Annotated in this window: 7 protein-coding genes; 2 read left to right on the top strand and 5 right to left on the bottom strand. The window is 71.3% G+C overall.

The window, feature by feature from the left end:
* The 5 genes from WA805_RS08085 to WA805_RS08065 all read right to left on the bottom strand — a co-directional run.
* Positions 1-162, bottom strand: a 162-nt coding sequence (locus tag WA805_RS08085; protein ID WP_425242021.1) for a hypothetical protein, incomplete at its 3' end; no start/stop codon positions are given.
* A 157-nt stretch (positions 163-319) separates the two neighbouring features.
* On the bottom strand, positions 320-1000 hold the full coding sequence (locus WA805_RS08080) for an SRPBCC family protein (RefSeq protein WP_422290773.1): 681 nt from the start codon (positions 998-1000) through the stop codon (positions 320-322).
* Positions 997-1341, bottom strand: a complete 345-nt coding sequence (locus WA805_RS08075) for an ArsR/SmtB family transcription factor (protein ID WP_422276833.1) — start codon at positions 1339-1341, stop codon at positions 997-999. Before WA805_RS08075 ends, WA805_RS08080 begins: the two co-directional genes overlap by 4 nt.
* Positions 1342-1391: 50 nt before the next feature.
* Positions 1392-3116, bottom strand: a complete 1725-nt coding sequence (locus WA805_RS08070; protein WP_422276831.1) for an IlvD/Edd family dehydratase — start codon at positions 3114-3116, stop codon at positions 1392-1394.
* Positions 3117-3220: 104 nt separating this feature from the next.
* Positions 3221-3850, bottom strand: coding sequence for a hypothetical protein (locus WA805_RS08065; RefSeq protein ID WP_425242020.1), 630 nt, complete (start codon positions 3848-3850; stop codon positions 3221-3223).
* A gap of 148 nt (positions 3851-3998) precedes the next feature.
* Here WA805_RS08065 and WA805_RS08060 point away from each other — a divergent pair, with 148 nt between their 5' ends.
* Positions 3999-5843 carry an SCO family protein gene (locus WA805_RS08060; protein ID WP_422276827.1) on the top strand — a complete coding sequence of 615 codons (1845 nt, stop codon included), beginning with the start codon at positions 3999-4001 and terminating at the stop codon, positions 5841-5843.
* Between the two features lie 18 nt (positions 5844-5861).
* Positions 5862-6521 carry an iron transporter gene (locus WA805_RS08055; protein ID WP_422276825.1) on the top strand — a complete coding sequence of 220 codons (660 nt, stop codon included), beginning with the start codon at positions 5862-5864 and terminating at the stop codon, positions 6519-6521.
* Positions 6522-6597 lie beyond the last annotated feature (76 nt).

The raw sequence follows: 6597 nt of genomic DNA, 5'->3' as shown, positions 1-6597 counted from the left end.
TGTCCGGCCGAGGTCGTTTGAACTTCCTGCCAGGCAGGCTGGGCTGCTCCCTAACGCGCGGCATGTCCCCCACCTGGGCACGGTGCGCACCAGCCCCTCGGCGGCCAGGACGCGCAGCACCCTGGTGATCGTGGCCTGGGAGACGTGGTAGTACTCGGCCAGCGCCGCTGTCGCGGTACGCGGACGACGCGGCGATGCACTCCATCAGGGCGGCCTCGAGCCACGCCGGCCGCGGGCCCGCGTACACGTTGACCGCGAAGTCGAGCAGCCGCGGGCCGGTCTCGGCGTCGCCGTGATGGTGCAGGTCCACCCGCCGAGATTACGCGGCGCCGCTGTCGGGGGCGTCAAGGCCACCGCCGGGCAGCGGCGGCAGGTAGAACGCGGTGGTCTCGGCCACGGCGGCGGCCGCTTCCGCCTCGGACGTCCCAGCCTGGCCGGACGCCACGCCCCAGGCCGCGCTGCTGCGGGTGATGAACTCCCGCGCGTCCGGCGAGGTGGCCCAGGCGGCGGGATCGTCCGGCCGGTCCTGACCCGTGCTCAGGTACAGGAACAGGCCGAGCAGCGCCAGGTCCCAGCCGACGCCCACCGCGCCCGGCCCGTACTTGGTCCAGAACTCCGGATCGACGACCGCGGTGTGCGCCAGTTCCAGCACGGTTTCCGCGCTGTCGCCCGGCGCTAGCCGGACCTCGACTTCCGACGCCGGCCCTTCGCCCATGACCCAGGTCACCCGCAGCAGCCGGGGCGGCTCGCAGCTCAGGATCTCGCCGCCTGCGTTGCCTTCGAGCTGGTACTTGCCGCCCAGCCGGAGATCCCCGCTGACCGGCATGAGCCAGCGGCCGATCCGTTCGGCGGTGGTGCAGGCGTCCCACACGTCCTCGATCGGGGCCGGGAAGGCGCGCCGCACCACGACGGTGCGGGTCACGGTGCCGCCGTCTCCGCCGCCGCTCCCGGCGCGGACCGCGCGGTGCGCCTGGCTGATCTGGTCGATGATCTCGCTCATGGTTCCTCCGTCTCCCGCCGCCGGTCGCGGCATCCCCTGGCCAGCTCGGTGGCCAGCGCGTCCAGGCGCTGCTCCCAGAACCGCCGGAACTGGCCCAGCCATTCGTCGACCTCCCGCAGCGGCGCGGTGTCCACCGCGTACAGCCGCCGGGCGCCCGCCGCCCGGACCGTGGCGAACCCGCTCTCCCGCAGGACCCGCAGGTGCGCGGACACGGCCGGCTGCGAGATGCCGAACTCGGCCTGGATGGCCGCGGTCAGCTCGCCGGACGTCTGCTCGCCGCCGGCGAGCAGTTCCAGGATGCGCCGCCGGACCGGGTCGCCGAGGACGTCGAACGCGTGCATGCCGCCATCATATCAGGATCGGTTTATATAAGGGAGATCTGATATCACGGTCAATGCGAGTCGCGCGGGACCTCGTGACCGCTGGCGCCGACGAGGAAGTCCAGGTCGGCGCCGGTGTCGGCCTGGAGCACGTGGTCAGTGTAGAGACGGGTCCAGCCGCGGGCGGCCGCGGGCGGCAGGGCGGTCCACTCCGCGCGGCGGCGCGCGAGCTCCTCGTCGGGCACCTCGAGCGTGAGGGCACGGGACGGGACGTCGAGCGTGATCCAGTCGCCGGTGCGGACCAGCGCCAGCGGGCCGCCCGCGGCGGCCTCGGGCGTGACGTGCAGCACGACCGTGCCGTAGGCGGTGCCTGACATCCGGCCGTCGCAGATCCGCACCATGTCCCTGACGCCGCGGTTCAGCAGCTTCTTCGGCAGCGGCACGTTGGAGACCTCCGGCATGCCGGGGTAGCCTTTCGGCCCGCAGTACCTGATGACCAGCACGGTGTTCTCATCGGCGTCGAGGTCCGGGTCGGCGACGACCGCGTGGTAGGCCTCGGGGGAGTCGAAGACCAGGGCGCGGCCGCGGTGCTTGAGCAGGTGCGGCGAGGCGGCGGACTGCTTGAGCACCGCGCCGTCCGGTGCGAGGTTGCCGCGCAGCACAGCGGTGCCAGTGCCCGGCGGCTGGAACGGCGCGTCCATCGCGTGGATGACGTCCCGGTTCCAGCACGGCGCGTCGGCCACGTTCTCCGCGACGGTGCGGCCGGTGACGGTGATCGCGTCGCCGTGCAGCAGACCGCCCAGCTCGCGCATCACCGCGGGCAGGCCGCCGGCGTAGCAGAAGTCCTCCATCAGGTACTGCCCGCTCGGCTGCAGGTTCACCAGCGTGGGCACGTCGGCGGCGAGCGCGTCGAAGTCGTCCAGGCTGAGCGGGACGCCGAGGCGGCCGGCGATCGCCAGCAGGTGGATCACCGCGTTCGTGGATCCGCCGATCGCGGCGTTGACCCGGATCGCGTTCTCGAACGCCTGCCTGGTCATGATCGCCGACGGCCGCAGGTCGTCCTCCACGAGGCCGACGATGACCTGGCCGGCCCGCTGCGCGGTCTCATACCGGCGCGCGTCGACCGCGGGCCAGGCCGCGGAGTACGGCAACTGCATGCCGAGCGCCTCGGCGACCGACGCCATCGTGGACGCGGTGCCCATCGTCATGCAATGCCCGTCGGAGCGGGACATGCAGCCCTCGGCGAAGAAGCACTCCTCTTGCGTCATCCGGCCGGCCAGCAGGTCTTCCTCCCAGCGCCACACCGCGGTGCCCGAGCCGACGTCGGTGCCCTGGTACTTGCCGTTGAGCTTCGGGCCGCCGGTGACCATGACCGCGGGCAGGTCCACGCTGGCGGCCGCCATCAGCAGGCCCGGGGTGGTCTTGTCGCAGCCGGACAGCAGCACCACGCCGTCCAGCGGGTTGGCGCGGAACAGCTCCTCTGCCTCCATGGCGAGCAGGTTCCTGTACAGCATCGCGGTGGGCCGCAGCAGCGTCTCGCCGAGCGCCATCGCGGGGAACTCGAGCGGGAAGCCGCCGGCCTGCCAGACGCCCCGCTTGACCGATTCGGCGACGCGGTGCAGGTGGACGTTGCACGGCGCCAGTTCCGACCATGTGGTCGCTATGCCGATCACCGGCCGCCCGTCGAACACCTCGGTTGTGAATCCCTGACTCCGCATCCATGACCGGTGCGTCATTCCCGACCGTCCCGTCGCCCCGAACCACGCCGCGCTTCGCCTGTCACCGTTATTCGCCATATGTCTATGTCTAGTGCACGGCGATCGGGATGGCTATGTCCGATTCCTTCCCCTCGCCGGACCGCAGCCGCCCGGCCTGCAAGGCGAGCGTCCCGGCCCGCGGCTCAGCTGCCCGGGGGGAAGGCGTAGGACGAATGCGGCGGCACGTGCGGTCCCACTTCGAGCACGATCTCGGCGTGCCGCGTGAGCGGCACCGCGCCCGGCGCGCCCGGCCAGGGACGGCCGTCGACGAAGACGTTCACGCGCGTCCCCGGCCCCGCGCGGAACGACGCCAGCCGGGTCGCGGAAAGCGACTGCCCCCAGGACCGGAACAGCATGGCCACCGTGAGGCTGGCGCCGGGACGGACGAGCACGAGGCCGGTCGGGTCCAGCGTGACCAGCGCGCCGTAGCAGCTCGCGCGGGTGATCCGCCCGGTCACGGACGTACCAGGGGAGTGGGTGCCGATCCCGGCGGGCAGCAGCACGACACGGTTGCCGGCGAATACCTCCACGTGCACGCCGTCACGTGGCCCGAGCGCGGGCAGGCACGATCCGGCGACCGGCCCGGTCGCCGGCGGCTGGAAGTCCGGGCCGGCTCCGATCGGCCGCGCCTGGCTGAGCAGTCCCTGCGGGATCGGCGCGTTAGCGGGGTTCGAGCCGCTGGCATCGGGACGCGGAGCGCTGGGCCCCGTTCCGCAACCGGTCACGATGGCCGCGGCTATGATCGGCGCTGCGAACCGCAGGAGATTGCGCACGATTGTGATCTGCGTCGCGCTTTCTCCATTTCATTTCCGCATACCCTCGGAGTGGGTCGGCGCCCGGAGTTCGTAGCGTAATCAGGTTACGCCAGGAACCCAGGGCGTCTCGGGAGAGACTAAATCGGACATGCGACACGATCGGGGTGTGCTGACGCGCGGCCGCTGGCTTCTGGCAGCTGTCCTGCTCGCCTGCTGCGCGCTTGGCGCGTTCGCGCCTGCTGCGCGCGCCGACGGAGACCCGGCAAGCGACGTGCTGGTCTACCAGAACCTGTTCGTGACCTCCGAGTCGGGCATGTCCACGGGACAGCAGGCGGAGGTGGCGAGCCTGCTGGCGTCGGCGGCGCACGCGGGCTTCCCCATCCGGGTGGCGATCATCGGCGCGCCCGTTGACCTGGGCGCGGTCACCGCGCTATGGGACAAGCCGTCCGCGTACGCGAGCTTCCTCGGCATCGAGCTGTCGCTCGTCTACAAGCAGCGGCTGCTGATCGTGATGCCGAACGGGTTCGGCTTCAACTGGACCGGCCATCCGTCCGGTCCGGCCTACCAGGTGCTGTCCCAGGTAGACATCGGCGCGGGCGGAGACGGCCTGACCACCGCCACCGTCACGGCCGTGCAGACGCTCGCCGCCGCCTCGGGCATCAAGCTCGCGACGCCCGCCGCGCCTGCGACGCCATCGCACGGCATCTCCAGGCGCCAGTTCGCGGAGTGGGCGCTGATCGCGATAGCGTGCCTCGCCGCCGCCGATGTGCTCTACCGGCTGACGCGGCGCTTCGGGCCGCGAGTGAAGCGGCAGTGGCGGCCGTGGCTCGCCTCGGTTCCGCGGCAGCTGCGGCGGCCGGTCGTCGGCACCTCGGTCGCGGGCTTCCTGGTGCTCGCGGTCACCGCGGGGATCGTCATCCACGTGGTGACCGGACCGCCGGCCAGCGGCGCGAGCATCCCGCAAAGCACCCTGCTCGCCGAGAACCCGGGCCTCGACCCTGGCAAGTCCCTGTCGGGCGCCGCGCCAGGCTTCACGCTCACCGGCCAGTCCGGCCAGCCGGTCTCGCTGGAGTCTTACCGCGGCAAGGTCGTGATCCTGGCGTTCACCGACCCCGGGTCCACGACGCTCGGCCCGATGACCACGGCCGCGCTGCTCGACGCCAAGACCATGCTGGGCGCGGCTGGATCCCAGGTCCAGCTGCTCGGCATCGACGCCAGCCCGACGGCGATCTCCGTCTCTGCCGTGCGGTCGTATTCGGAGTTCCACGGGATGCTCTCCCGGTGGAGCTTCCTGACCGGCTCCTCGTCACAGCTGCGGAGCGTGTGGCAGGCCTACAGCGTCGGCGGCGTGACGCTCAGCCAGAGCCAGGCCGACCAGAGCCCCGCGGTCTTCGTCATCGCCCCGGACGGCAAGCTGGCGAAGCTGTACCTGACCCGGCAGTCGTATGCCGCCGTCGGGCAGTTCGGCCAGCTGCTGGCGGATGAGGCAGCGCGCCTGCTGCCCGGCCACCCGGCGGCGCCGTCACATCTGTCGTACGCCAAGCTCGCGGGCGCGAGCCCGGCGGCGACGACCACCCTGCCCCGGGCCAAGGGCGGGAACGTCACCATCGGGCCCGGTGATCCTGCCCAGTCACGGCTGTACCTCTTCCTCGCCACCTGGGACCAGCAGAGCACTGACCTGGCGAGCCAGCTCAAGTTGCTCAACAGTTACCAGCTGGCCGCAGGCGCCGCGGGGCTGCCCAGCCTGACCGCGGTGGACGAGGGCAGCCTCGAGCCGTCCGCGTCGGCGATCACAGGCTTCCTCGCGGGCCTGAAATCTCCGTTGTGGTATGAGCTCGCGGTTGACCGCGGGCAGGTCGCCGACGGTTACCGGGTACGAGGCGCGCCCTGGTTCGTGCTGGTCTCCCCGTCCGGCAAGCTCCTGTGGTCCTGGAACGTATCTACTTCCGGGTGGCTCACCAATGCCACCCTCGACCAGCACGTGCGGGCCGCGCTCGCGCAAGCGAAGTAACGCTGAAGGAGGATCCGCATGGTCAAGGTCGACCGCCTGCGTAGTCAACTCCGGCGCGCCATGCCGGCGGGCTTTCTTCTCCTGGGCGTGCTGATCGGCGCGCTCCTCGTGATCGCGTTCGGCAGCGGGGATACGACCAGTACCCCCTCCGCGACCAGCAGCTCAGCGGGCAACTCGTCCAGCGGCGGGATGAACATGGGGACCGGTGCCACGTCTGGCGCGTCGGCCGGCGGGATCAAGCCCGTGCCCATGCAGCAGCTGGGCGTCGCGGACTGGCAGGGCATGAAGATCACCGCGGACGCGATGACCCCGGTGCCGTTCATTGTCTACAACGGCACCACCTCGCAAGAGATCAAGCCCGCTAAGAACACCAGCTTCCACCTGATGGTGCAGCTCAACGACGCTCAGACCGGCGTGGTGATCCCGTACGCGTCGGTGTGGGCGACCGTCACGAAGGGCTCGGCGATGCCCTTCGACGACCGGCTGTGGCCCATGATCTCCCGGTACATGGGGCCGCACTACGGGGACGACGTGAGCCTTCCAGGGGCCGGCACCTACAAGCTCACCCTGCTGGTTTCCCCGCCGGTGTCCGCCCGCCACGTGGAGTACCAGAACGTGTGGCTGAAGCCGCACCAGGTGACCTTCACCTTCCACTGGGCGGCGACGCCGGCGTCATGAGCGGGATGCCGATGCTGGGCCGCGCGCTGGCGTCGCTGACCCGGCGCCGGTTCCTGCTCGGTGCCGGCGCGGTGGC

Origin of the sequence: Trebonia sp. (assembly GCF_049794275.1) — a bacterium.
In the GTDB taxonomy this organism is placed as follows: domain Bacteria; phylum Actinomycetota; class Actinomycetes; order Streptosporangiales; family Streptosporangiaceae; genus Trebonia.
This window is presented reverse-complemented; position numbering and strand designations above follow the sequence as displayed.

Coding starts and splice junctions, on each gene's coding strand:
- WA805_RS08080 (WP_422290773.1), bottom strand. CDS start 1,000: ATGAGCGAGATCATCGACCAGATCAGCCAGGCGCACCGCGCGGTCCGC.
- WA805_RS08075 (WP_422276833.1), bottom strand. CDS start 1,341: ATGCACGCGTTCGACGTCCTCGGCGACCCGGTCCGGCGGCGCATCCTG.
- WA805_RS08070 (WP_422276831.1), bottom strand. CDS start 3,116: ATGGCGAATAACGGTGACAGGCGAAGCGCGGCGTGGTTCGGGGCGACG.
- WA805_RS08055 (WP_422276825.1), top strand. CDS start 5,862: ATGGTCAAGGTCGACCGCCTGCGTAGTCAACTCCGGCGCGCCATGCCG.